Origin of the sequence: Corallococcus interemptor, assembly GCF_003668875.1 — a bacterium.
Taxonomy (GTDB): domain Bacteria; phylum Myxococcota; class Myxococcia; order Myxococcales; family Myxococcaceae; genus Corallococcus; species Corallococcus interemptor.
In genome coordinates, this window is record NZ_RAWM01000030.1 from 1 (window position 1) to 22,825 (window position 22,825).

The following is a 22,825-nucleotide window of genomic DNA, read 5'->3' on the forward strand; positions in this document are numbered from 1 at the left end:
CACCCCGCCCGCATTCCGTCCCTCCCACCCCCGGCCTCCCGGCTGGCAGGGGTCCCGGGCCGTGCACGGACGGTGGAGGGGGGCCGCGCATGAAGCGGTTGCTCATCGTGGACGACGAGCTCGCCATCGTGGAGGCGCTCGAGGACATCCTGTCGCTGGAGGGCTACGACATCGTCACCGCCTACAACGGTGACGAAGGCCTGCAGCGGCTCCTGGCGGCCAAGCCGGACCTGGTGCTGTTGGACCTGATGATGCCGGTGATGGACGGCGGAGAGCTGCTGCGCCGCATCCGCGCCCACCCGGACCTGTGCGACCTGCCCGTGGTCGTCATGAGCGCGGGCCGCCTCACGGACGAGGAGCGCCGCGCCAGCTCCCACTTCCTCGCCAAGCCCTTCGAGCTGGACGACCTCCTGGGCACCATCCAGAAGCAGCTGCCCGCGGACGGGCCTCGCGCCTAGCCCGGCGTCGCGCGGAAGAGGACGTCGCGGTAGTACTGCAGCTCGCTGATGCTGGAGCGCAGGTCCGCGAGCGCGGTGTGCCCGCTGGGCGGCTTGCGCGGCTCCACCAGCGCCGGGTACCAGGCGCGCGTGATCACCTTCAGGCTCGTCACGTCCACCATGCGGTAGTGCAGGTAGCGGTCCACCATGGGCATGTGGTCGATGAGGAAGCGCCGGTCCGTGTGGATGGAGTTGCCCGCGAGGATGCCTTCGCCCAGGTCGCAGTAGTCCGCGATGAAGGACGTCACCTCGCGCTCCACCACGCGCAGGGACGACGTGGACGCGCGCACCTTCTCCAGCAGGCCGTTCTTCGTGTGCATCTCGCGCACGACGGGCTCCATGCGCTGGAGCATCTCCTCCGGCTGCCAGACGACGCGCTCGAACTCTCCCAGGGGCCGCAGGTCCGGACCCGTGACGATGATGCCCACCTCGATGATGCCGCAGGTATTGGGGTCCAGGCCCGTCATCTCCAGGTCGAGCCACACAAAGCGGATGTCACGAGAAGCCATTTTCCGGAGGGTCCTGGTCGCGAAGAGGGAAGTGTCCCTATAGCAGCCCGGAGCCCCGGCGCATCTGTGTCGTGGACGAATCCTCCCGCTGTGCCTGCCCGCGGTCCTAGAAGTCCACCAGCGCCTCGGCGGTCCACACGCCCTCCGGCTCCTGGCGCACGGACAGCCGCGTGAACGACGCGCCCGTCACCGCTACGCAGGCACCATGGCGAGCCTGCCCCGCGCGTTCACCGAAGCCGTGGCCGAAGAGGTTCAATCCATCCAGGCGCACCACGAAGCACTGGAAGCGCAGGCGCCGTCCGGCCATGGCGCCCACCACCGCGCGCAGCCAGTCCGCCAGCAGCTGTTCGTGGTCCGCGGACTGGCAGGCCACCTCCAGCTCCTCGTGCGCCTCCACGCTCCGGGGGTCCGTCACCCATGCGCAGAGTGCCAGCGCCGCCATCTCGAAGGCCTGCTCCATGGAGCGGCCCACGCCGCGCACCCCGAGCAATTCGTCGCGCGTGAAGTGCTCCCAGTGCGTCCGGGGCCTGCGGTCCTCCGCGTGCACGGTGTCCACGTCCATACGTCCTCCTCATGTCCTCGTCGTCAGAACCACCAACCGCCGGACAGGTCCGGCGCCACGTCCGACTTCCGGGCGGGATGGGCCTCCCGCGCGCGGGTGAGCCAGCGCCGCATCTCGTCCTGGGTGAGCGCGGGGAAGGTGTCATAGGCCTCGGAGACGTCGCGCAGGCCAGGGTCCAGCGTCAGCGCGTGCACGGCGTCCGCGCGGCCGCGGATGCGCTCCAGCGCCTTGGGTGTCGCCACGCCCACCGCCACGACGCGCTGGCGCGCGCCCTGCTGCTTCAGCGCCAGGAGCGCCGCGGCCACGGTGGCGCCCGTGACCATCCCGTCATCCACCAGCAGCACCGTGCAGCCCCGGATGCGGGGCGTGAGGCCGCCGCGCAGCTGCCGGGCCTGGTGCTCCACGTCGTCCACCTCCTGGTGCACGAAGCGCTGGAGCACGTCCCCGGACAGCTTCGTCTGGACCGCGGCCTGCGGATCCAGGAACAGCCCGCCCCCTTCCGTCACCGCGCCCAGCGAGAGGCGGCTCCCCGGCACGCGCAGCCTGCGCGCCACCCACAGGTCCAGGGGGGCTCCCAGCGCCCGGGCCACCTCGTACGCCACGCGCAGGCCGCCGCGTGTCAGCCCCAGCACACACACGTCCCCGGAGCGGTAGGGCGTCAACACCCCCGCGAGCTTCTGTCCCGCCTCCGCCCTGTCCCGGAAACGCATTGGCCAGCCTCCACCCCGGAAGGTGCTCTTCGCCCTCGAGCGCGGCGGCGGAGGCACGTTCAGTGGCTCTCCTGGCGGCACGCCCGGGGGGCCAGGGCACCACGAGCGGCTCCCGCGCTAGGGTGCGGACCATGACGCCCATCGCCCTCGTTGTCGGTAGTGCCAGTCCCCACCTCGGCCGTTCGCTCGCCCAGGCGTTCGGCACGGACCCCGTGGGAGTGAAGCGCGAGCGCTTCCCGGATGGAGAACTGCACATCGAAGTGCCCCCGGAGGAGGTGCGCGGCCGCCGCGTCGTCGTCCTCCAGTCCTCCACGCCGCCCGTGGGGGAGAACCTGATGGAGCTGCTGCTGCTCGCGGACGCGTGCTGGCGGGCGGGCGCGGCGTCGCTGGAGGCGGTGATTCCGTACGTGGGCTATGCGCGCCAGGACCGGCGGGCCAGGCCCGGCGAGCCCCTGGGTGGCCGTCTGGTGGCCGACATGGTGTCCCATGGCCGCTTCACGCGGGTGTTCACCGTGGACCTGCACAACCCGGCGCTGGAGGGCTGCTTCGGCGCCCCGCTGGAGCACCTGTCCGCGCTGCCGCTCCTGGCGGACGCGCTGCGCCCCCATGTCTCCGACACGACGGTGGTGGTGGCGCCGGACCTGGGCGCGGTGAAGCGCGCGGAGGCGCTGGCGAAGCTGCTCGGCCGCCCGTGGGCGGTGGTGCACAAGGCGCGGCTGAGCGGCAACGACGTGGAGACGCTGGGCCTCTTGGGCCAGGTGCGCGGCATGCGCCCCATCCTGGTGGACGACATGGTGTCCACCGGCGGCACGCTGGCGGCGGCGGCGAAGGAGCTGAAGGGCGAGGGCTGCGTGGACGACTTCATCCTCGCCACCACGCACGCCCTCCTGGTGGGCCCCGCGCTGGAGCGCCTGCACGGCGTGCCCGTGAAGCGGCTGGTCAGCACGGACAGTGTGGAGCCCCGGGAGCCCCTGCCCTTCCCGCATCAGGTGGTGACGCTGGCCCCGCTGCTCTTGCGCGCACTGCGGCCCGACGCGCGTTAGTCTGCCCGGCCATGTCCGACACGCTTCTGACGCAGCTCGACGCCGGGGTCTTCTCCGTCACCTTCAACCGGCCGGAGAAGAAGAACGCCTTCACCCACGCCATGTACGAGGCCGCCACCGCCGCGCTCCAGGAGGCGGAGCGCCGCGACGACGTCCGGGTGGTGCTCCTGTCCGGCGCGGGCGGCGCGTTCACCGCGGGCAACGACATTGGCGACTTCCTGGAGCACCCGCCCACGGGCGAGGACAGCGCGGTGTTCCGCTACCTGCGCGCGCTGGCCGCCATGAGCAAGCCGGTGCTCGCCGCGGTGGAGGGCGCGGCGGTGGGCATCGGCACCACCATGCTGCTGCACTGCGACTACGTGGTGGCCGGGGAGAAGGCGCGCTTCGCCATGCCCTTCGTCAACCTGGGCCTGTGCGCGGAAGGCGCCAGCAGCCTGCTGTTGCCGCGCGCGGCGGGCTTCGCGCTGGCGTCGGAGCTGCTGCTCTTCGGAGACCCGTTCGACGCGGCCACCGCGCTGCGCGCCGGCATCATCAACAAGACCGTCCCGGAGGCGCAGCTGAAGGAAGTGGCCACCGAGCGCGCCCGCGCCCTGGCCCAGCGTCCCGCCCAGGCGTTGAAGGTGACCAAGGCGCTCATCCGCGGCCCGCTGCGCGAGCAGGTGGACGCCGCCCTCAAGCGCGAGGGCGCCGAGTTCGTCCAGCGCCTCACCTCCGACGAGGCGAAGGAAGCCTTCATGTCCTTCATGTCGCGCGGCCGGAAGTAACCTCGCGCAACGGCCTCAACCCACCGGGTCCGCGTGCATGTCACGCGGACCCGGCGTCGTTTCAAGTCCCTAGCGAGGCGCGGGCGGCGCCTGCGGCGTCTTGGCCTTGTTGGAGAGGAACGCGCCGATGCTCGCGCCCTGGGCCTGCTTCAGCGCGATGCACTGGTCGACGATCTCCAGCACCTGGCGCAGCACGCGCTCGGAGCCGGGGACCTTGTCCGTGCGGGGCTCGAAGAAGGCGGCCACCTCCTTGCGCTTGCCCGCGTCGCAGTAGCCGGCGGCCATGTACGGCAGCCGCGAGCCCATGCCCTCCGGCATCAGGCCCGGCTTGTCGCCGGTGCCCACCAGCGTGTCGAAGTGCGTCTTCATGAACTCCACCGCGGTGTCGCGGGTGCGCGCGTCGCGGGACGCGCCCATCAGCAGCCACAGGTTCTCACGCATGTCCTGCTTCGGGTCGAGCAGCAGCTCCAGGTTCGCCTTCACCAGCTTCGGGTCGGTGACGTGGGACAGGCCGCCCAGGAGCTGCTGGCGCTGGTAGCGGCTCGTCTCGCCGCGCAGGGCCTCCATCAGCTTGCCGTGCAGGGCCGCGTCGCCGTGCTCCACCGCGATGGACAGCACCGCGCCCACCACGTCCGGGGCCACCGCCTTGCGGTCCTTGAGCCACGCTTCCGCCAGCGTGCGCGCCTCGGCGACGAGCTTCGGATCATTTCCCTCGTTGCCGGCCAGCTCCAGCAGGCGCGGACGCAGCAGGCGCAGGTCCTCGCTCTCACCGGCGCGCGGCTTGAAGCCCAGCTTGCGCGCGCGCGGCCCGAAGGTGTCGCGCACGTAGCGGGCGCGGTCCGCGTCCTGCGCCTCCGTGAGCAGCCGCGACGACACCAGGTCCATCAACTCCAGGCCCGCCTCCAGCACCTGCCGGTCCGGGTCCTCGGCCACGCCCGAGAGCAGCGGCAGCGCGTCCGCCGCGGGCATCAGCCCCGCCTGCGCCAGCGCCAGCGAGTCGCTCAGGAGCACCACGCGCTCCGCGCGCGACAGCTTCGTGAGGCCGGACTTCATCAGCTTCGCGCGCGTGTCGTCGGACAGGCGCATGCGGTAGTAGCCCGCGCCCTCCGCGTTGGGGAACACCCAGGCCGGGCACGCCTTGGCCTCCGGCAGCTCGACCTCCGCCTGGGTGTCCGTCATCAGCGTGCACGCGGTGGCGTCCTTGGACGCGCCCGGGTACTTCACGCACACCGGCACCTTCCACGACTGCGCGTCCGGGGCCTTGGAGCCCAGGCGCACGTAGCGCTCCTGGGTGAGGGCCACGCGCGGCTTGCCGCCGTCGCACAGCAGGGTCGCGGTGATGAAGGGCGCGCCCGTCTGGTCCAGGAAGCTGTTCATCACCTGGGCCACGTCCTTGCCGGACTCCTGCGACAGCGCGTCCAGGAAGTCCTTCGCGGTGGCGTTCCTGCCCGCATGCGCGCGGATGTAGCGCTGGATGCCCTTCTGGAAGACGTCGCGTCCCAGCCACGTCTCCGCCATGGCCAGCACCGCGCTGCCCTTGCCGTAGGTGATGCCGTCGAAGGCGTTCTGGATGTCACCCGCGTCCTGGATGGGCTGGCGGATGAAGCGCGCGGCGACCAGGCTGTCCGCGTCCAGCGCGCCGTTGCGGTCCTGCACGCGCTCCACCGGCGCGTCCCACGTGGGCTGCCAGGACTCCAGGATGCGCGGGGTCATCCACGAGGCGAAGGACTCGTTGAGCCACAGGTCGTCCCACCACGCCATGGTGACCAGGTCGCCGAACCACTGGTGCGCCAGCTCGTGCACCTGCGTGCCCGCGAACGCGCGCTGGCGCCACACGGCATCCTCTTCCGGCCTGGCCAGGATGAGGCGCGAGTTGAACGTCACGAGGCCCGGGTTCTCCATGGCGCCGCCCATCAGCGGCACCGCGAGCACGTCCAGCTTCTCGTACGCGTACGGGATGCCGAAGTACGCCTCCAGGCGCTCCAGGATTTCCGGCGTCACCTTCGCGGCCCACGCGCCTTCACTCGCGCGGTTGCGCGGCGTGATGATGCGCGTCTTCACCTGCTTCTGGCCCGCGTCGCGCGCGGGCAGGAAGTCGAACGGGCCCACGCCGAAGGCGATGAGGTAGCTGGGCAGGGGCTGCGTGGGGGCGAAGCGGTAGATGTGCCAGCCGTCCGCGCCCTTCTCCTCCGCCAGCTGCGGCGTGTTGGTGACGGCCACGTTGCCTTCCGGCACGTGGAAGGTCAGCTGCCACGGCACCTTGAAGCCGGGCTCGTCGAAGGACGGGAACGCGCGGCGCGCGCCCAGCGGCTCGAACTGCGTGTAGATGTACCAGTCGCCGCCCTCGTTGACGCGGAAGGCGCCGGACGTCTCGCGCTCGGACGCGGTGCCCGTGTACGTCAGGTGCAGCTTCGCGCCGCCCACCGCCAGCGGCTTGTCCAGCGTCAGGCCCAGGAAGTCCTCGCCCGCGGAGGAGGGCTTGAGCGTCTGCGTGACGCCCGCCTGCTCCAGCGTGGCCTCCTTCACGATGAGGCCCTTGCCGTGCATCCAGATGACGTTCGTGGCCTTGGCCACCTCCAGCATCACGTCCACGGTGCCTTCGAAGGACTCCGCCTTCGGATCCATCTTCAGCACGATGGCGTACTTCGTGGGCCGCACGTCGTCCGGCAGCCGCAGCGCGGGCGGCCTGGGCGCGGCGGCCGCGCTGGGCCCGGAGACGGCGGGCGGCGTTTCAACGGCACCAGGAGCGGGAGCGTTGCCCTGACGGGCACCACATGCCGCAAGGAAGGTTGCGGTGGCCAGGGCCACCGGACGGAGCAGGTTGGGCATGGCCGCGCAGTGTGGACCAGAGCGGCCTGGCAAGGTAGCGACGTGCAAGCAGCGCGTGGCCTTGCTGTCAGGTCGTCTTCGCGATGGAGTGCGCCGCCGTGTCCGCTCCCCTCTCCCCGCATCCGCTGCCAGTGCAAACGAACACCCCTCCCGAGGAGAAACGGCCTCCGGAGCACCTGCGCCGCATCATCGGTTCACCACCCGGCCCCATCGTGGCGTTCCTGACGCGCGGCGTCTGGGCGCTGCTCACGGCGATGTCACCGGACGCGCGGGACGCGCTCGCGCGCTTCGTGGCGAGGCTGGCCTACACGCTGGGCATCCGCCGCAAGGTGGCGCTGGACAACCTGGCGCATGCGATGCCGGAGAAGAGCGAGGCCGAGCGCCACGACATCGCGCGCGGCGCGTACCTCACCATGGCGCGCGTGGTGGTGGAGTCGCTGCCGTCCGGTGACCGCATGACGCCGGACTGGGACCAGCAGGGCATCGAAGGGGAAGAGGCCTTCGCGGCGCTCAAGGCACACGTGGCCACGGGCAAGGGCGCGCTGCTGGTGACGGCGCACTTCGGCAACTGGGAGCTGGTGGGCCAGATGCTGATCCGCTGGGGCATCCCGCTCAACGCGCTGGTGCGGCCGCTCAAGGGCGCGCTCAACACGCGCATCGCGGAGAACCGGCTGGGCGCGGGCGCGGGGCTCATCTACCCGAAGGGCGCGATTCAAGAGATTACGGACGCGGTGAACCGCGGCGAGTCCGCGTACATGCTGCTGGACCAGGCGCTGCCCGCGAAGTCCGCCGTGTTCGTGCCCTTCTTCGGAAGGCTCGCGTCCACGACGCCCGCCATGGCGGTGGCCGCCGAGCGCACGGGCGTGCCGGTGTTCGTGGTGATGGGCGTGCGGCCCCCGGGTCCGGGCGCGCGCTACAAGCTGGAGGTGGAGGGTCCCATCCTCCCGCCGAAGCCCGGCGAGTGCGCGGACCCCATCACCGAGCACACCGCGCGCGTCACCGCCGCGCTGGAGCGCGCCATCCGCCGGCACCCGGAGCAGTGGCTGTGGCTGCACCGCCGCTGGAAGGTGCAGCCTCCGGCGCTCACGACGGCGCCGTCCCCCGGCCTGACCGAGGGCACGCCGTCGAAGTAGCTACTCCACGACCACGCGGCGCAGGTGCGCGCCCAGGCGCGTCACCAGCTCGTAGTGGATGGTCTGCGCCCAGCCGGCCAGGGACTCGGCGGACACGGACTCCTCGCCGTCGCGGCCCAGGAGCGTGGCCGTCACCGGGCGCTCGTCGGCGGTGGCGCGCGTCACGTCCACCATCAGGTGGTTCATCATCACGCGGCCCAGCACCGCGCACCGCCGCCCGTTCACCAGCACGTGCGCCTTGCCGGACGCGAGGCGCGGATAGCCGTCGTAGTAGCCCACCGGAAGCACCGCGATGCGCGTGGGCTCCGGGCAGCGGTACGTGCAGCCGTAGCCCACGTACGCGCCCGCCGGCAGCCACTTCACCACCTGGCTCCTGCACCGCCACGACAGCACCGGCTTGAGCACCGGCAGCTCCCCCAGCACCAGCCGCGCGGACAGCCGCGTCTCCGGCGAGGGCCACAGCCCGTACAGCGAGATGCCCACGCGCGCGGCCTCGTAGCGCGCCCGGGGCAGCACCAGCGCGGCGGCGCTGGCGGCGATGTGCCGCTGCAACGGCTTCGCGGGCTTGAGCTGCGCGGACAGGTGCGCGAGCGCCGTCTCGAACGCGTCCAGCTGCGCCAGCGCGTACGCCTGCTCCGTCACGTCCTCCGTGTTGGCGAAGTGGCTGAGCACGCCCACCGGCTCGAACACGTCCGGCGCGTCCGCGAGGAACCGCGTCTCCCGCGGCAGCTGATCCAACGTGAAGCCCTCGCGGCCCAGGCCCGTGTCGATGTGCACGTGGACTCGCAAGGGACGCGGCAGCTTCGCCGCGCGAAGGGCGGGCACCGCGTCCGCCCAGGAGCGGTCCGCCACCACCACGTCGATGCCCTGATGCGCCAGCACGACGGCCTCCTCCGGAGCCACCGCGCCCAGCACCACCACCTGCCGTGCGGGCAGTCCGTGCGCGGACTCGTGCGCGCGCACCGTGAGCGCGTCCTGCGGCGCGATGAAGTAGAGGACGTCCACGCCCGCGTGCACCACGGGCAGCACCTGCGCCAGGCCGTGGCCGTAGGCGTTGCCCTTGAGCACCGCGCCCAGCGCCCGGGGCGTGGGACCGGAGGACTCCAGCGCGCGGAACGCCGCCACGTTGTGCTTGAGGTGGGACGCGCTCACCTCCAGCCACGAGGAGTACACCGCATCACCCGGCCCGGCTCCGACATCCCGCACGTTCACACCTCCGCACCCGCTCACGTCGCTCCCGCCTCTACCAGCAAAGCGCAGGCCATGGGCGGCCGTGGCCGGAGCGCCACACAGGGCTGGATGCCACTCGGGCGGACGAGGGCGCACCAGGAAATCCCGCCCTCCACGGCCAGAGGGGCGTGCTCGGGTGGACACGCGCGGCGCGCCAGCGTGTCCCGGGGGACACCTGACAGGTGGGAGCCGCTGCGCGACATGTCGGGTGAGACGGCGTCGCGACAGGGGCCGATGATAGTGTCCCTTCCGTGGCCTCCCCGGAATTGCCCCTAGCCCAGGCCTTCATGACCGCCCGAGGAAGGACGGAGCCGGCAGGCGCCCTCCCCGTCCTCCAGGAGCGGCTGGCCCAGGCCCTGGAATCCGCCCGGCAGTCCTGGCCGGACATCCCGCTGGAGGGGCCTCGCTTCGCGGCGCACCTGGCCCGGCTGGTCCCCGCGGACGGCCACGAGGACGCCTGGGGCCGGCTGCACATGGCGGACGTGTACCTGGCCCGGGCGGCGGCGGACGGCGTGCCCGCGGCGCTGGCCACGTTCGAGCAGCGCCTGATGCCAGAGGTGGACGCGGCGGTGGCGCGGCTGAAGCTGCCCCCGGCCGGGCTGGACGAGGTCCGCCAGGCGCTGCGGCAGCGCATGCTGGTGGGCAGCACGGAGGCCCCGGCGCGGCTGGCGGCGTACCCGGGCACCGGGCCGCTGGCGGGCTGGGTGCGCGCGGCGGCGCTGTGGCTGGCGCTGGACTGGCAGCGGCAGCGCTCGGGACAGGCGCAGTCGGAGGACGGCGACCTGTCCATGCTGGTGGCGCCCGGGGACGACCCGGAGCTGGCGTACCTCAAGCAGACCTACCGCGCGGAGTTCAGCGCGTCCTTCCAGGCGGCGCTCGCGGCCCTGTCCGCCCGGCAGCGCAACTTCCTGCGGCTGAAGTACCTGGACGGGCTGGGCATCGACCAGCTGGGGGCGCTGTACGGCGTGCACCGCTCCACGGCCGCACGCTGGGTGGTGGGCGCGCAGGAGGAGCTGCTGGACGGGACGCGGCAGCGGCTGACGGAGCGGCTGCGGCTGACGCGCTCCCAGCTGGACAGCGTGCTGAGGCTCATCTCCAGCCAGCTGGACGTGAGCCTCAGCCGGCTGTTGCGCACGCCTCCCGAATAACGCGGCGCGCGAGCGGCCGTCCCCGCGCGACGTGCCCGAGAATCCGGGCGGGGCATTCGAGGCCAGTGCGTTAAAGAGGGGAGAGATGCGAACGCTCTTCATTGGAGATGTGCACGGCTGTTCCGCCGAGCTGGACGCGCTCCTGAAGGCGTGTGACTGGAAGCCGGGCGACCGGGTGGTGCTGGTGGGCGACCTGGTGGCGAAGGGGCCGGACTCCGCCGGCGTGGTGCGGCGGGCGCGCGAGCACGGCTTCCTGGCGGTGAAGGGCAACCACGACGCGCACGTGCTGCGCTGGCATGGAGGCCGCGCGGCCAAGGGCAAGAAGCTCAAGCCGGAGCACCGCCAGGTGCTGGACACGCTGAGCGCCGCGGACTGGGCCTGGATGGAGACCCTGCCCTCCTACCTGCACCTGCCGGAGCTCAACGTGCTGGCGGTGCACGCGGGGCTGGTGCCGGGCGTGCCGCTGACGGAGCAGCGGGAGGAGTTCCTCTTCAACCTGCGCAGCATCGCGGCGGACGGGACGCCGTCCAAGCGGCTGGAGGCGGGCGAGCCCTGGGGCAGCCTGTGGAAGGGCCCGGAGCTGGTCATCTTCGGCCACGACGCCATGCGCGGCCTGCAGAAGCACCCGTTCGCGGTGGGCCTGGACTCCGGCTGCGTCTACGGAGGCAAGCTCACCGCGTACGTCCTGCCGGAGGGGAGGTTCTACTCCGTGCCCGCGGCCCGCGCGTACATGGCGCTGTAGGCGCTGTAGGCGCTGTAGCTCAGGGCTTCGCGCCCGGCGTCTTGCCGGCCTTCAGGGCCGCCATGCGCAGGCCCTCCTGCGCCTCCGGGTCGTCCGGGAAGAGGGCCGCGTTCTCCTGGAACACCTTCAGGCCTTCCTCCGTCTTGCCGGACATCATCATCCCGTAGCCCACCTGGCCGAGCACCTGGGGCGACAGCCCCGCGCCCTTCGTCTTCCGCGCCCACGCGATGACCGCGTCCGCGCCCTTCACGCGTGAGAGCAGGTCCGCCGTCATCTCCGGCGACTTCAGGTGGTCCGGCACGGGCTTCCAGCCGTACTCCGCGGCGATGCTCGCGATGATCCGCTCGAAGAGCAGCACGCCGTTGTCCGAGTTGGCCATCAGCACCACGCCGCTGCCCGAGTCCCCCAGCGTCATCACCGTGGCGGTGAAGCCCTCGTTCCACCCGCCGTGCTCGAAGCGGTCCGACGCGTCATCCACCCTGTAGCCCAGCCCGGAGGGCCCGGACTGCTTCGTGAGCATCTGCCGCGTCATGGCCTGCGACAGCACGCGCTGCGACCTGCCCGCCTTCGCCTTCGCCACCTCCAGCTGGAGCAGCGCCAGGTCGGACGGCGTCGTCCACAGCCCCGCGGGCGCCAGCTCCGGGTAGACCTTCCAGCGGCCCTCCACGGTCTCCCCGCTGGCGCGCGTGCCCGAGGCGGTGCGCGCCACGAGCTCCGGAGGCAGCGGCTGTTCGAACGTGCTGTGCGTCATCCCCACCGGGTCCAGCACCGCTTCCTTCATCAGCCGAGGGAAGGGCTTGTTCGTCACGTCCATCAAGAGCTTCTGCACGACGACGTAGCCGCCGCCGCTGTAGCGGCTCTCCGTGCCGGGCACCGTGTCCACGCGCACCGCCTCCGTGTTCGCGGGCTTCTGTCCGTCGAGGATCTGCTGGAGCGTGGGCAGCGGCTCGCCCACGCCGTAGCCGGGGAAGCCGTGCACGGTGAGGCCCGCGCTGTGGCTGAGCAGCCGGCGCAGCGTCACCTTCTGCTCGCGCGTGAAGCCGTTGTCCGGGACCTTCCAGCACTTCAGCGCGTCGTTGACGTTCGCGTCGAGCGACAGCTGCCCCTGCTCCACGGCGCGCAGCGCGGCCAGCGCCGTCACCGGCTTGCTGATGGACGCGGCCTGGAACAGCGTCTCCAGCGTGACGGGCTCCTTGCCGCCGGCCTGCGTCACGCCATACGTCTTGCTCCACACCCGCGCGTGCTTGTCATAGACCGCCACGCTCAGGCCCGGGATGCGGTACAGGTCCATCCAGCGCCGCACGGAGAGGGATTGCGGCTTCTCCCCCGGCAGCGCCAGCGGCGCGAGCCTCGCCTCCACCCGCGCGACGCGGGCGGACTCGGAGGGCCGCGCCGTCCACTGCGTGGTGGGCGGGACGGGCTTGGGCGCATCAGCCGCCGTGAGCAGGACGACCGCCGAACAGCCCAGGAACAGCGCCGGGACGAAGCGAGGGACGGCTTGGGACATGACGGACTCCGGGTTGACCCGCGGGGACAGGAGGTCAACCTACGAAGTCATGACTGCCCTTGGGCCTTGGCCACTCCTCGCGTTCGTCATGGTTTGGCCATGACGAACGCGAGTGTCTTCAATATGGCAGCGCTTCGCCGCGCGCCCGTAGAGCCCTGTCGTGGGTTCAGGGTTGAGCCGCCTGCACCTGTGAAGACACCATCGAGAACAGCTGCGGATCCAGGTGCGCCTTGGACGCGGACAACAGCCGCGACTCCACCGCGCGCGGCGCGTCCTCGTGCAAGGACGTACGGCCGCCCTCCACGACCTGCACCACGTCGCGGTACACCGTGGCCTTCGCACCGTCCGCCCACGTCACCGTGAAGCCCCGGTAGCCCAGCCCCGGGTCGGGCGGGGCGCGCTTGCCTTCGGGCAGCGCGTCCATCGACTCGCGCAGGGCGCGAGCGTCCTCGTCGGACAGCGCCCACGAGGGCGCCTCCCGGCCACTGAAGAGATCCACGCTCACCCGAGCCGCTGTCGCCATGGCACGCTCCTCCGCGCCCGGCGCATCCGCCGGTGCACCACCCCTCGCGCAAGCCCAGACTCCCAGAAGCCCCAGGCCCGCGGCCATCCACATGCCTCGAAATGACCGTTTCATGTCATGACCCCGTCAGGTTGTTGTTGGATGGGATACGGCCAAAGCCTTTCAAAGTTCCATCGCGGAAACCCCGCTTTCCGAATCTTTGACGCCTGACGCGCTAAGCCAAGCTTGAACATGGATTGAAGATTTGAGCTGCGAGTATCTTCCGCCCGCCCCCGGGGCTCTGACATATTCCGTGGACAGCGTCATTTTCCGGAGGAGTTCAACATGTCCCGCACCTCGAACCTCATCGGCGCCCTGCTCCTCGTGAGCGCCTGCCAGAAGCCCCCGGAGGCTTCCTCGCCGGCCGTGCCCGTGGCCGCGCCGGAGGCCGTGCGGGTGAAGGTGGCGCCGTTCTCACTGTCGGTGCTGCAGGACGCGGCGCCGTCGGGCTGTACGTGGCTGCGCCTGGAGTCAGACGGCAGACGCAGGGCCCTGGTCACGGTGGACGCGGCGTGTGACGGGTTGCAGCTCGCGTGGAGCGCGGATGGGAAGCACGCGGCGGTGCGGGACCCGGCCGGCAGCGCGCGCGGCCCCGGGCGCGTGTGGGTGGTGGACCTGACGTCGGGCCAGGGCGTCGCGCAGCTGCTCCCGGACGAGGGGCTGACGGGCGCGGTGGGGTTCGACTCCGTGGGGCGGCTGGTGGCGTTGACCGCGTACACGGGCGAGCTGGCGCGGCGCGACGACGCCTTCCTCTTCGAGGGCCGGCGCATCCCCATCCCGGACGAGGACGAGGGCGCGGGGCTCGCGCACGCGTACCGGCTGGAGGCGGGGGCGTGGAAGCGCATCGAGACGGTGGCCACGCGCGGGGACGCGGACGCGGTGTTCGCGCTCACCACGACGGAGATGCTGGTGTCCTCCACGGTGGCCGGGGACGCGGACGCGCTGGTGGCGCAGGGCCTGGAGGAGGACAGCCACGACGCGGCCCGGCTGGACGCGGTGGTGCCGCGCCGGGGGCACGACGTCTTCGGCGGCTGGGCGCGCGTGGAGTCGCGGGGCGGTCCGCTGTTCGCGTGGCAGACCGCGGGCGAGCAGACCGCGCTGATGATGCCGGTGCGCTGGGAGCTGGAGGACGGCCACCTGGGCGAACCCGAGTGCCTGGCCCTGCCCGCCCAGAGCCCCGTGCGGGCGATGGCGCGCGGGGACCTGCTGCTGCTCGCGGGCGAGGCGCAGGTGCGCGTCTACGACGTGGGCACGCGGCGCCTGGCGGCGTCCTTCGACGGGTTCCGGGCCGCGCGCTTCTGGCCGGAGCCCGGTTCGCGGGTGCCGCACGGGGCCACGGCCGCGTCCGCGCAGCCCTAGAACTGCCCGGTGCTCTTGAGGGTCGCGAACATGATGGCGCCGTAGGCGCCGCCGCAGAGGCAGCAGGAGAGCAACGGCGCGATGAGCGCGCCCGCGGCCGCCGTGCCCCAGCTGGTGCGGTGCAGCGTCCGGTAGGTGAAGACGCGCAGGCCCATGGCCCAGAAGGGCGCGGCGTACACGGCGACGAAGGGAATCACGCCGACGATGTACGGCGCATGGGAGAGGGCGTGCGCGCGCATCGTCACGGAGAAGCCGCGCTCCACGCCGCCCATGCGGAGGATGAGGTGGTCCACGGCCGCGTTCACCAGGGTCATGCCGGTGACGAACAGGGGCGTGAGCAGCGTCACCACCCCCATGCCCACGGTCATCCACAGCTTCACGTCCTGCTCATTCGCGCGCATTTCCCTGTCCGGCATGAACCCCAGGACGACGGCGAAGATGACGATGTAGAGGAGGCACGTGCTCAGGAAGCCGGCGATGGCCGACAGCAGCACGAAGCCCATGGAGCTGCCCACGGACGCGTCCGGGTTGACGCCCTTCAGGGTCTCCGTGGGCCGCATCAACATGCCGAAGCACGTGCGCCAGAAGGCCTTGAGCGTCCCCAGCTCCTCGCGCTGGTCCCACGGCAGCTGGCCCAGCGGCTCACGCTCGTGGCAGGTGGCGCAGATGGCGCCCTCGGGGCCCTGGCGCAGGCAGCGGGCGCAGGCGAACGCGCCACAGCGCTGGCACGTGGCCACGCTCCGCCATTCGGGGTGCACGGCGCAGACGGGCTCGGCGCCGCCAGGGGCCGGGGCCACCAGCAGCGAGGCCCCGCACCGCGCGCACGTCTCCGCGCCGGTAGCGAAGGGGGCCTGACAGGAAGGACAGGAGGGCGTCATCGCGCCCATCCTCTCACGGCTCCGGCGGAGATTCGGGATCCACCGGCACCGAGGGCGACGTGCTCCCGGCCGGGGCCACCATGCCCGGCGTGCTCCCCGCGGGGGTCACCATGCCCGGCGCCTTCGGAGCTCGGGCCTCCTGCGCGGCCCGGACCTGACGGGCCCGCTTCGCCTGGGCCAGCGCGTTCTTCGCCGCGCCCGCGTCCCCCAGCGCCCGCTCACGCTTCGCCAGCGCGTCCCACAGCTCCGGCGCGTCCGGGTGCAGCGTCACCGCCGCCCGCAGGAGCCCCCGCGCCACCCTGGGCGAGCGCGTGTCCAGGAGCCGCTTCAGGAAGCCCGCGGGCGACAGCACCAGCGAGCCCTCCGGCGTCTCGAACGCCTCGCGCACGTGCGGGATGCCCTCCGCCTCCCGGTCCGCCTCCATCAGCCCCACGGCCTGCGCCAGGTGCGCGTCCATGGACTCCGGATGCAGCTCCGTGGCGCGCTCCAGCCAGCGCATCCGGACCGAGGGCTTTCGCTTCGCGCGGTCCGCCAGCGTCAGCAGCTCGTCCGTGTAGTCCGGCCGCACGGCGGGGGCGCGCACCGCCGCTTCCTTCAGCGCGGGCCACAGCTTCTCAGGGTCCTTCGCCGCCTCCAGCCGGGTGCGCTTGAGCGCCGGCACCTCCGCGCGCTTCCACCCCGCGACGAAGCGGGCCACGTCGCCGCGCACGGCCGGGCTGAAGCGCTCCGCCTCCGGGCACTTCAGCGACTCGCACGCGGCCAGGTAGTCCGCGAAGAAGCCCGCCGCGCCCTGCGTGCGGTAGGAGCGCAGCCGCTCCGCGCCCATGGCCTTCTCCACCGTGGCCGCCATGTGCGCGCCCACGCGGATGAAGAGCGATTCGCCGCGAGGCTCGTGCGCGCCGCGGATGCGCTCCATGGCGCCCCGGCCGTCCCGGGCGATGGCCGCGCGGTCGAAGAGCGCGGACACCTTCGTGAAGGCCCCCGCCAGGTCCGTCTCCGGCGGCAGCATGCCCGGCCCGCGCGTGGCCCAGTCGTGGTACGCGAGCCCGTAGCTGGCCAGCCGTCCCATGCCCTCGTGGACGACCGCGTCCACGGGGTCCGTGAAGTGGCCGCCCCGGGCCGGCGCGCCCTCGTCCAGCACCGTCTCCATCAACCGGATGGACAGCCGGCGCAGCCGCTTCGCCTCGTCCTCCACGTTGGTGGCCAGCGCGATGGCCGTGTCCTCCGCCGGCAGCAGCACCAGCAGCGTCGTCGTCTCCGGCTGTCCGCCCGCGTGCGCGACGAGGTAGTGGCCCCGCAGCGGATACGTCGCGAAGCCCATGCCGTAGTCGGTGATGTGCCCGTCGCGCGTCACCATCGAGGCCTGCATGCGGCCCATCGTCTCGCGCGTGACCAGCTGGTGGTCCAGCACCGCGCGCGCGAAGCCCAGCAGGTCCTCCACCGTCGCGCGCGTGCCTCCACCGGCGAAGCGGCTGGTGACGTCCAGGAAGCGCGACGGCTTCAGCGTGGCGCCGGAGATGCGGTAGCCCACCGCCTGCTGCGCGTCGCGCGTGCTGATGTCATCCACGTCCGCGTGGCTCATGTTCGCGGGGCCGAAGACGTGGTCGCGCAGGTACTCGCGGTAGGACTGGCCGGAGGCCGTCTCCACCGCCGCGCCCAGCAGGTTGAAGCCCCACGTCGTGTACAGGTAGCGCGTGCCCGGCTCCGACACGAGCGGCCGGTCCGCGAACAGCCCGATGGCCTCCTTCGTCGTCACCGGCTTCGTGTTGTTGCCGGCGCTCGGGCTGTCGTAGGTGGGCACCCCGCCCAGGTGGCCCAAGAGCTGCCGCACCGTCACCGGCCACTGCTTCACCGGGTACTCGGGCACCAGCGTGTGGATGTCCGCGTCCAGGTCCAGCCTGCCCGCCTGCGCCAGCTGCATCACGGCCACCGCCGTGAAGGACTTGGTGATGGACGCCATGCGGTACGTGGTGCGCACCGTGGCCGGCAGCTTCCTGGCCAGGTCGCGGTAGCCGTAGCCGTGCATCCACCGCTGGCCGCCGCGCATCACGCCCACGGACAGGCCCGCCGTGGGGCCCTGCTTCAGGTCCGCGCGCACCAGCGCGTCCAGCGCGCGCTGCACCTCCGGAGGAAACCCGGAGGAGGCCTTCGCGTCCGGCGCGGGCGCGACCTGCGCGCTGGACTCCGGCGGAGCCGCGGGGGCCTCCTGCGCGAACGCGGGCCCGGCCTGCACCACCAACCACAGCGCGACGAAGAGCCGCTTCATGGCACCGCCTCCGCGGTCTCGCTGCTCGCACTGCTGGCCGGGGCATCCTCGCTCGCGGTCTTGAGCGCCGGAGCGGGCACCGCGCCGTCGTCCATCCAGCCCGCCAGCAGCGCGTCGGAGACCAGCTGGCCCAGCAGGTCCAGGCCGTGGCCGCGCGGGTGCACCAGGTCGTCGTGCATGAACCCCGCCTGGTTGAAGCGCGCGAGCGACCCCGCGCCGCCCATCGCCGCGTAGAGGTCGAAGAAGCCGCAGCCCTCCGCGAGCGCCACCTCTCGCTCGGCCTGGATGGTGGCCTCCAGGAACGGCCGCTGAGTCAGGGGCTTGCCCTTCGCGTGGCCGTCCTGCACCGCGTCCATGGGGCCCACCACCAGGCACGCGCTGCCCGGCGCGGCGGCGCGGGTGCGGCGCAGGAGCGCGGCCAGGTCCTGGCGCACGGTGGGCAGGTCCGTGCGCTTCCACTCCAGGCGCTTGGACTCGTTGCCGCCCAGGAAGAAGAGCAGCAGCTTCGGGTCGCGCTGCTGCAGCTGCGCCTTCAGCGCGTCCTCCTCCAGCCGGGCATACAGCGTGGCATCCGCGGACGGCACGCCCAGCATGTCCAGCACGATGCCGGCCTCGTCCTTCTGGAGCACCACGCCCTGCACGATGGCGCCCCTGCCCTCCGCGGTGACGTCCAGCCACTTCGCGCCCGCGGGCAACTCAAAGGACGTCGTGCGGCTGGCCCCGTCCCCCCGAGGCTCCGTGCGCGCGAGCACCGTGCCATCCACGGACACGACCAGGGGGCCCGCGCCCTTCACGTCCTTCCACCACAGCGTGCCGCGCGGCTCGCCCTCCAGCTTGAAGCGGCCCCGCGCGCGGTCCTCCGTGGCCAGGTGGTACACGCCGGTGATGCCAAACGGGTGCGGCGGCGCCTTCAGCTCGCCCAGCGTGCGCGGCTGCCAGCCATGGCTCACCGCGGCCGTGCGATTGCGTCCGCCGTAGGGCGCCATGCGGTCCACCAGCAGCACGCCCCGGCCTCCGTCGCCGAAGCCCGCCGTCAGATCCTCGCGGACCACGTCCACGATGCGGTCCCCCGCGATGAGCGAGTTGCCGAACGCGGCGATGACGGTGGGCGTCGTCCCCGGTGTCTCGAGGAGCCCGTCCAGCGCGGTGTAGAACGGCGTCAGCGCGGAGCGCGCGCAGCCGGTGTCATCCGTCTCCAGGCACGGGTCCTCCACCCTGCCCCCCGGAGCCTTGAGCCGCGTGGCCAGCGCGTGCAGCTGTCCGCCGCGCTCGCTGGTGGGCGGCAGCGCGCGGAACTCGGAGCGGCGTGGCTTGCTCGCGGCGGGCGCGGTCAGGCTCGCGGACGCGGGCACCACCGCGGGCTCGGGCCTGGCGGAAGGCTGCGACGCTTCGGACGTGGGGCGCGTGGCACCCGCCCCCTGCGGCGCCGGCACGGAGTCCGTCGCGGGCGTCGTCGTCAGGGGGAAGCGGTGAGGGGGTGTGCGGGACTCGCACCCGGGGAGCAGGACCCCCGCCAGGACAGCGAGCAGCCCCGCCCGCCAGAGCCCCCGCGAGACATCGAGAACCGTCATGTGGTCCGCGAGCGTAGACGAAAGCCCGGGGACACGCATGTTCTGGACCCCACGCTCGGCCGCCATGCGGGCCGCCCCGGCGTGCCATCCCGGACACCCATTCCGTCAGGCACCACACGTCCAGGCCCGGAGCGCGCGCGGAAGAACCGGTTTTCTGCGCCCCCAGCGCAAATGCAGGGTCAGGCCGCGAACAGGGTCCCTTCACATGTCGCGTCGCGGCCCCAAATTATCCGCCGCGATTATGGCGAAGAACCGGCTCACAACGTGGACGAAGCTCCACCGGCGATTTGGCGACCACGTGCGCCGCATGCGCAACAGCCGGTCGCTCACGCAGGAAGCGCTCGCGGAACGCAGTGACCTGTCGGTGGACGCCATCCGCCGCATCGAGCGGGGCGCCTTCTCTCCGTCGCTCGACACGCTGGGCAAACTGTCCGTGGGACTGGACGTGTCACTCAAGACGCTCTTCCACTCCTTCGAGTCGGAGCGCGCGGACGGCGTGGCGGAGCTGTGCGACTTCCTCGCGAGCCGCTCCGGCTCCGAGCTGAAGCTCGCCTGGCGCGTGCTCCAGGCCATGTTCGACGAGCGTTGAGCAGGCGTTGCCGGTCGCACCCGGCAGATGTTCCCTGTCACTCCTGTCTTGATTGCCCTAAGCGTCGGGGCCCATGAGCCGCGCGCCTCCCACCCTCCTCCTCGTCGAGGACGACAGCGACCTGCGCGACGCGCTCGTGGACATCCTCCTCGCGGAAGGCCACACCGTCGCCGCCACGGCGAATGGCGACGAGGCGCTCGCGTGGCTGGAGTCACACCCCAGCCCCGCGCTGGTGCTGGTGGACATGTGGACGCCGCGCAAGGACAGCTGGCGGCTCCTGGACACGCTGCGCCGCGAGCCGCGCTTCGCGGACCTCCCCGTCGTGGCCCTCTCCTCCTCCGAGGAGCGGCACCCCGCCATCCGCGAGGTGCTCGCCAAGCCCTTCGACCGGGAGGCCCTGCTCGCCGGGGTGCGCCGCTTCGTGCACCCGCTGCACTGAAGGCCTCAGCCCCCGGTGGTCCGCTGCCCCAGCTTCACCGCCATGGCCGGGTCCAGGTGGAACGAGTCGAAGAAGCGGTCCGCGTCCTCGGGCGCGCGTCCCTCCGGGTGCAGCAGCAGCTGCTGGTACAGGCGCGGGCCCACCATGAAGAAGCGGCCCCGCAGGCGTCGCGGACCGGACAGCCCGCCCACCTCCTGGCCCGGGAAGCCGCCCTCCATCTGCAGCGGCTTCGCGGTGATGGCCGTCGCGCCCAGGGCCTCCAGCGCGCCCTGGCTGGCGCGGTCCACCACGTCGCGCGGGCGCACCTGGGCCACCGCCGCGAGCGGGAAGTCCGTATAGGAGACGTAGTAGGCGGTGTCCTCCTGCGTGCGCGCGGCGATGAACGTGTGCAGCGTCACCTCGCCCACGTCGGTGGGCTGCACGCGCCGCTCCTCGGTGACGGGGCCGGGGAACGTCACGCTGAAGCCCCCCTCCCGCGACTGGACGACGGAGGACGGCGACTGACGCACGGGCTCGGCGGAGGCCACGGGGGGCTCGGTCCGCGTGCGGCCCGCGCACCCGCCCAGCACCAGCAGGGCGGCGGCCAGCGGCACGGCCCGGGAGGACTGCTTCTTCATCCAGACGGCTCCTGACATGGGGCCGCAAGGTACGCCCTGCCCCGCCCGGGCGCATCCCTCCGCTTCACCCGCGCCCGCTTCAGGCAACGGTTGCCCTGGCCTTCAGTGCACCGCGCTGGAGCCCTCGGCTCCGGGTTCCTCCTCGGAGTCGGAGGGCGCGGACGGCTCAGGAGGGCCGGAGGACACCCGGGCCAGGTGGACGCGGAACACGGAGCCCTGGCCGGGGCGGCTCTCCACCTCGATGCGGCCGCCGTGCGCTTCGATGATCCGCCGCGACACGGACAGCCCCAGCCCCACGCCCGGCGCGCGCTGCTTCGCGTTGCCCGCGCGCTGGAACGGGATGAAGAGCCCCTGGAGGTCCTCCGGCGACATGCCGATGCCCTGGTCCGTCACGGCCAGCACCACGTGGCCGGCGTCGCCGCGCACGGCCACCTCCACGCGGCTGCCCGAAGGGGAATACTTCAGCGCGTTGCTCACCAGGTTGGTCAGCACCTGCTCCAGCCGGGCGGGGTCCGCGCGCACCAGCACCGGGGTGTCCGGCATCACCAGGTCCAGCGCGTGCCCGGACTCGTTGGACTGGTACAGCTCCACCACGGAGCGCGCCAGCTCGCGCGTGTCGCGCACCTCCGGCTGGAGCTCCAGCTTGCCGGCCTCGATGCGGGTCGCGTCCAGCAGGTCCCCCACCATCCGGTCCAGGCGCGCCACCTGCCGGCGCACCAGCGACAGCGTGCGCTGCATCCGCTCCGGCGTCAGCTCTCCTCGGCCCGTCAGCGCCGTGGACAGCTTCAGCGCGGACAGGGGGTTTCGCAGGTCGTGCGCCACGCCGGCCAGGAACGCCAGCTGCTGCTCCTGCTGGTGGGTCAGGCTGTCCGCCATCTCGTTGAAGGTGCGCGCCATGTCGCGAAGCTCGGACGGGCCCTCCTCCGGCGCGCGCAGGTGCCGCCCGCCCCGGCCGAAGCCGGCCATCGCGCTGCGCAGCGCCGTCACCGGACGCAGCGCGAAGCGGCCCAGCCAGAAGACCACCAGCCCCAGCGTCGCCAGCACCAGCAGTCCCAGCACCAGCCCCATGAGGTTGGCCGTCTCGCTCCAGCGCGTGGCGCGCTGCCGGGCCTCCTGCGCCTGGTCCACGTTGATCTGGATGAGGCGCTCCAGCGAGCGCAGCGACGCGTCCAGCGACACCATCGCCGTCGCTTCGTGCTGGGCCTGGGACACGCTGGGGCCCAGCGGCGCGTGCTGCGCGGCGAGGTACGCGTAGACCTGCTGCTGCACCTGGGTCACGGTCTGGCGCTCCTCGTCGGTGGACGCGATGGCGTGCATCTCCACCATCTGGCGGCGCAGGTCGGACTCCAGCTGGGGAGGCGTGCGCCCGCGCGACGGGTCCGCCACCATGGGCGTGTCCGGCGACGCCAGGAGGCGCGAGTGGACGAGCAGGTCCACCTCCAGCTCCTCTGCCTGGCGCACCCCCTCCACGGATTCACTCAGCGTGGAGGTCATCCGCTCCAGGGCGGTCGTCAGCACCACGAGCAGGGTGGCGGAGATGATGGTGAGCAGCACCAGCCCACCCACCACGGTGGAAAAGAACGCGCGCAGGCTCATCGCGCCCCCCGTGCGAGCCTCCGGCTGGCGTCCCGCTTCATCATGGTCTCGCATCCTCCCTCCCGAGCCGCGCCAACCCCCCTGGTTGCCGTCCTCTTCCTGAGGAAAGCAACAAGCGTCCGATATCGTGGATTCGCGCCCCGGCCGCTGGCCGGCCCTCCCGGACACCGCCCCCAAAAGGAGCCGGCCTCCCGAGGCCCGGCCATGTTAGTCAGCACGGACACGCGGCCCGATGCGTCCCCCGGCGTTCGGGCGCCCGCTCTCCTCGATGAGG

The 22,825-nt window shown here is 72.4% G+C and carries 21 protein-coding genes; 9 read left to right on the plus strand and 12 right to left on the minus strand.

Features of this window, described 5'->3' with window-relative positions:
• Positions 1 to 89: 89 nt before the first annotated feature.
• Positions 90 to 458 (plus strand): response regulator, encoded by a 369-nt coding sequence (locus D7X96_RS13790; protein ID WP_121769914.1) that lies wholly within the window; start codon positions 90 to 92, stop codon positions 456 to 458.
• Here D7X96_RS13790 and orn read toward each other — a convergent pair.
• The 3 genes from orn to D7X96_RS13805 all read right to left on the minus strand — a co-directional run bounded on the left by orn (position 455) and on the right by D7X96_RS13805 (position 2,278).
• Complete coding sequence (gene orn, locus D7X96_RS13795) at positions 455 to 1,006, minus strand: oligoribonuclease (RefSeq protein ID WP_014393105.1); 552 nt, start codon at positions 1,004 to 1,006, stop codon at positions 455 to 457. The genes D7X96_RS13790 and orn overlap by 4 nt on opposite strands.
• A 106-nt stretch (positions 1,007 to 1,112) precedes the next feature.
• Positions 1,113 to 1,568 carry an archease gene (locus D7X96_RS13800; RefSeq protein ID WP_120550865.1) on the minus strand — a complete coding sequence of 152 codons (456 nt, stop codon included), beginning with the start codon at positions 1,566 to 1,568 and terminating at the stop codon, positions 1,113 to 1,115.
• A 23-nt stretch (positions 1,569 to 1,591) separates the two neighbouring features.
• Positions 1,592 to 2,278 carry a phosphoribosyltransferase gene (locus tag D7X96_RS13805; protein WP_120550864.1) on the minus strand — a complete coding sequence of 229 codons (687 nt, stop codon included), beginning with the start codon at positions 2,276 to 2,278 and terminating at the stop codon, positions 1,592 to 1,594.
• Positions 2,279 to 2,400: 122 nt separating this feature from the next.
• Between D7X96_RS13805 and D7X96_RS13810 the strand changes: the two genes are divergently transcribed.
• Positions 2,401 to 3,321 carry a ribose-phosphate diphosphokinase gene (locus D7X96_RS13810; protein ID WP_121769915.1) on the plus strand — a complete coding sequence of 307 codons (921 nt, stop codon included), beginning with the start codon at positions 2,401 to 2,403 and terminating at the stop codon, positions 3,319 to 3,321.
• Between the two features lie 11 nt (positions 3,322 to 3,332).
• Positions 3,333 to 4,085: an enoyl-CoA hydratase gene (locus tag D7X96_RS13815; RefSeq protein WP_121722481.1), complete on the plus strand. Its 753-nt coding sequence runs from the start codon at positions 3,333 to 3,335 to the stop codon at positions 4,083 to 4,085.
• A 69-nt stretch (positions 4,086 to 4,154) separates the two neighbouring features.
• Here D7X96_RS13815 and D7X96_RS13820 read toward each other — a convergent pair whose 3' ends face one another.
• A complete protein-coding gene (locus D7X96_RS13820; protein WP_121769916.1) occupies positions 4,155 to 6,914 on the minus strand; it encodes a M1 family metallopeptidase in 2,760 nt (919 codons plus the stop codon).
• A 98-nt stretch (positions 6,915 to 7,012) separates the two neighbouring features.
• Between D7X96_RS13820 and D7X96_RS13825 the strand changes: the two genes are divergently transcribed.
• Positions 7,013 to 8,047 carry a lysophospholipid acyltransferase family protein gene (locus D7X96_RS13825; RefSeq protein ID WP_370450120.1) on the plus strand — a complete coding sequence of 345 codons (1,035 nt, stop codon included), beginning with the start codon at positions 7,013 to 7,015 and terminating at the stop codon, positions 8,045 to 8,047.
• On the opposite strand, the gene alr is transcribed toward D7X96_RS13825, so the two are convergent.
• Complete coding sequence (gene alr / locus D7X96_RS13830; RefSeq protein ID WP_208647313.1) at positions 8,048 to 9,259, minus strand: alanine racemase; 1,212 nt, start codon at positions 9,257 to 9,259, stop codon at positions 8,048 to 8,050.
• 305 nt (positions 9,260 to 9,564) lie between these two features.
• Here alr and D7X96_RS13835 point away from each other — a divergent pair, with 305 nt between their 5' ends.
• Positions 9,565 to 10,425 (plus strand): sigma-70 family RNA polymerase sigma factor, encoded by an 861-nt coding sequence (locus tag D7X96_RS13835; protein ID WP_120550858.1) that lies wholly within the window; start codon positions 9,565 to 9,567, stop codon positions 10,423 to 10,425.
• 85 nt (positions 10,426 to 10,510) lie between these two features.
• Positions 10,511 to 11,167 (plus strand): metallophosphoesterase, encoded by a 657-nt coding sequence (locus D7X96_RS13840; RefSeq protein ID WP_121769918.1) that lies wholly within the window; start codon positions 10,511 to 10,513, stop codon positions 11,165 to 11,167.
• A 19-nt stretch (positions 11,168 to 11,186) separates the two neighbouring features.
• On the opposite strand, the gene D7X96_RS13845 is transcribed toward D7X96_RS13840, so the two are convergent.
• Both D7X96_RS13845 and D7X96_RS13850 read right to left on the minus strand, forming a co-directional pair.
• Positions 11,187 to 12,674, minus strand: a complete 1,488-nt coding sequence (locus D7X96_RS13845; protein ID WP_121769919.1) for a serine hydrolase domain-containing protein — start codon at positions 12,672 to 12,674, stop codon at positions 11,187 to 11,189.
• Positions 12,675 to 12,840: 166 nt separating this feature from the next.
• Positions 12,841 to 13,197 (minus strand): hypothetical protein, encoded by a 357-nt coding sequence (locus D7X96_RS13850; protein ID WP_147468300.1) that lies wholly within the window; start codon positions 13,195 to 13,197, stop codon positions 12,841 to 12,843.
• Positions 13,198 to 13,521: 324 nt separating this feature from the next.
• Here D7X96_RS13850 and D7X96_RS13855 point away from each other — a divergent pair, with 324 nt between their 5' ends.
• The gene (locus D7X96_RS13855; protein WP_121769921.1) at positions 13,522 to 14,595 is read left to right on the plus strand and encodes a hypothetical protein; all 1,074 of its coding nucleotides are present in this window, start codon (positions 13,522 to 13,524) and stop codon (positions 14,593 to 14,595) included.
• Here D7X96_RS13855 and D7X96_RS13860 read toward each other — a convergent pair.
• Genes D7X96_RS13860 through D7X96_RS13870 form a run of 3 tightly spaced genes read right to left on the minus strand, consistent with a single transcriptional unit; the run spans position 14,592 to position 19,310 of the window.
• Positions 14,592 to 15,473, minus strand: coding sequence for a YIP1 family protein (locus D7X96_RS13860; protein ID WP_121769947.1), 882 nt, complete (start codon positions 15,471 to 15,473; stop codon positions 14,592 to 14,594). The two genes, D7X96_RS13855 and D7X96_RS13860, sit on opposite strands and share 4 nt — an antisense overlap.
• Before the next feature lie 13 nt (positions 15,474 to 15,486).
• Positions 15,487 to 17,739 carry a serine hydrolase domain-containing protein gene (locus tag D7X96_RS13865; RefSeq protein WP_121769922.1) on the minus strand — a complete coding sequence of 751 codons (2,253 nt, stop codon included), beginning with the start codon at positions 17,737 to 17,739 and terminating at the stop codon, positions 15,487 to 15,489.
• Positions 17,736 to 19,310 (minus strand): GDSL-type esterase/lipase family protein, encoded by a 1,575-nt coding sequence (locus D7X96_RS13870; RefSeq protein WP_121722503.1) that lies wholly within the window; start codon positions 19,308 to 19,310, stop codon positions 17,736 to 17,738. Before D7X96_RS13870 ends, D7X96_RS13865 begins: the two co-directional genes overlap by 4 nt.
• Positions 19,311 to 19,551: 241 nt before the next feature.
• Between D7X96_RS13870 and D7X96_RS13875 the strand changes: the two genes are divergently transcribed.
• Both D7X96_RS13875 and D7X96_RS13880 read left to right on the plus strand, forming a co-directional pair.
• Positions 19,552 to 19,899, plus strand: a complete 348-nt coding sequence (locus tag D7X96_RS13875) for a helix-turn-helix domain-containing protein (protein WP_121722489.1) — start codon at positions 19,552 to 19,554, stop codon at positions 19,897 to 19,899.
• 73 nt (positions 19,900 to 19,972) lie between these two features.
• A complete protein-coding gene (locus D7X96_RS13880) occupies positions 19,973 to 20,338 on the plus strand; it encodes a response regulator (protein ID WP_120550849.1) in 366 nt (121 codons plus the stop codon).
• 5 nt (positions 20,339 to 20,343) lie between these two features.
• Here D7X96_RS13880 and D7X96_RS13885 read toward each other — a convergent pair whose 3' ends face one another.
• Together D7X96_RS13885 and D7X96_RS13890 are read right to left on the minus strand one after the other, a co-directional pair.
• Entirely contained in the window at positions 20,344 to 20,955 is a 612-nt protein-coding gene (locus D7X96_RS13885; RefSeq protein ID WP_121722490.1) for a tudor domain-containing protein, read from the minus strand.
• A 102-nt stretch (positions 20,956 to 21,057) separates the two neighbouring features.
• Positions 21,058 to 22,605 (minus strand): sensor histidine kinase, encoded by a 1,548-nt coding sequence (locus D7X96_RS13890; RefSeq protein ID WP_306437704.1) that lies wholly within the window; start codon positions 22,603 to 22,605, stop codon positions 21,058 to 21,060.
• Positions 22,606 to 22,825: the final 220 nt, after the last annotated feature.

Coding starts and splice junctions, on each gene's coding strand:
- D7X96_RS13870 (WP_121722503.1), bottom strand. CDS start 19,310: ATGACGGTTCTCGATGTCTCGCGGGGGCTCTGGCGGGCGGGGCTGCTC.
- D7X96_RS13800 (WP_120550865.1), bottom strand. CDS start 1,568: ATGGACGTGGACACCGTGCACGCGGAGGACCGCAGGCCCCGGACGCAC.
- D7X96_RS13860 (WP_121769947.1), bottom strand. CDS start 15,473: ATGACGCCCTCCTGTCCTTCCTGTCAGGCCCCCTTCGCTACCGGCGCG.
- D7X96_RS13815 (WP_121722481.1), top strand. CDS start 3,333: ATGTCCGACACGCTTCTGACGCAGCTCGACGCCGGGGTCTTCTCCGTC.
- D7X96_RS13890 (WP_306437704.1), bottom strand. CDS start 22,605: ATGCGAGACCATGATGAAGCGGGACGCCAGCCGGAGGCTCGCACGGGG.
- D7X96_RS13880 (WP_120550849.1), top strand. CDS start 19,973: ATGAGCCGCGCGCCTCCCACCCTCCTCCTCGTCGAGGACGACAGCGAC.
- D7X96_RS13805 (WP_120550864.1), bottom strand. CDS start 2,278: ATGCGTTTCCGGGACAGGGCGGAGGCGGGACAGAAGCTCGCGGGGGTG.
- D7X96_RS13865 (WP_121769922.1), bottom strand. CDS start 17,739: ATGAAGCGGCTCTTCGTCGCGCTGTGGTTGGTGGTGCAGGCCGGGCCC.
- D7X96_RS13850 (WP_147468300.1), bottom strand. CDS start 13,197: ATGGCGACAGCGGCTCGGGTGAGCGTGGATCTCTTCAGTGGCCGGGAG.
- D7X96_RS13885 (WP_121722490.1), bottom strand. CDS start 20,955: ATGAAGAAGCAGTCCTCCCGGGCCGTGCCGCTGGCCGCCGCCCTGCTG.
- D7X96_RS13840 (WP_121769918.1), top strand. CDS start 10,511: ATGCGAACGCTCTTCATTGGAGATGTGCACGGCTGTTCCGCCGAGCTG.
- D7X96_RS13835 (WP_120550858.1), top strand. CDS start 9,565: ATGACCGCCCGAGGAAGGACGGAGCCGGCAGGCGCCCTCCCCGTCCTC.
- D7X96_RS13845 (WP_121769919.1), bottom strand. CDS start 12,674: ATGTCCCAAGCCGTCCCTCGCTTCGTCCCGGCGCTGTTCCTGGGCTGT.
- D7X96_RS13875 (WP_121722489.1), top strand. CDS start 19,552: ATGGCGAAGAACCGGCTCACAACGTGGACGAAGCTCCACCGGCGATTT.
- orn (WP_014393105.1), bottom strand. CDS start 1,006: ATGGCTTCTCGTGACATCCGCTTTGTGTGGCTCGACCTGGAGATGACG.
- D7X96_RS13820 (WP_121769916.1), bottom strand. CDS start 6,914: ATGCCCAACCTGCTCCGTCCGGTGGCCCTGGCCACCGCAACCTTCCTT.
- D7X96_RS13790 (WP_121769914.1), top strand. CDS start 90: ATGAAGCGGTTGCTCATCGTGGACGACGAGCTCGCCATCGTGGAGGCG.
- D7X96_RS13855 (WP_121769921.1), top strand. CDS start 13,522: ATGTCCCGCACCTCGAACCTCATCGGCGCCCTGCTCCTCGTGAGCGCC.